This window comes from Aeromicrobium phragmitis, from assembly GCF_003674095.1.
GTDB classification, from domain to species: Bacteria; Actinomycetota; Actinomycetes; order Propionibacteriales; family Nocardioidaceae; genus Aeromicrobium; species Aeromicrobium phragmitis.
Map to the genome: position 1 here is coordinate 1 of NZ_RDBF01000055.1, position 514 is coordinate 514.

Consider the following 514-nt stretch of genomic DNA (forward strand, 5'->3'; position numbering starts at 1 on the left):
CACCCCGATCAGGATGACGTGCTCGCGCTCCAGCTTGGTCGGAGCCGCGGGGGCGGGAGCAGACACGGCAGAACTCACCTCATGGATGCGAAAAAAAGAGCGGACTCGGCCGAGTGGCCGGCCTGCCCACGATAACGGGTGGCACCGACAGTTCGGCCGTTCGAGCCTGGGAGATCGGTCACGCCGCAAGACGTCGCAGCGCCAGACGATCGATCTTGCCGCCCGGCAGGAGTGGGAGCTCGTCGAGCGTGAGGAGCTGGCGAGGTGCCCACGCGCGCGGGTGTCCGGCGGCGACGACGGCGTCACGCACGGTGTCGAGTTCTGTCACGCCGACGACGGCGGCGACGACACGCGTGCCCCACTCCTCGTCCGGCACACCGACCACGGCCACGTCCTGGACGCTCGGCAGCGCGCGCACCGCCTCCTCGACGGCCGGGAGCGGGACGTTGACTCCGCCGGACACGACCATGTCGTCGGCGCGGCCCAGCACGCGAAGCCGCCCGTCGGTGCCGAT

1 protein-coding gene is annotated in these 514 nt (G+C 71.0%); it reads right to left on the minus strand.

All coding sequences use genetic code 11. The features are described from left to right. Positions 1-178: 178 nt before the first annotated feature. Positions 179-514, minus strand: a 336-nt coding sequence (locus tag D9V41_RS16220; RefSeq protein ID WP_424922803.1) for an AMP-binding enzyme, incomplete at its 5' end; no start/stop codon positions are given.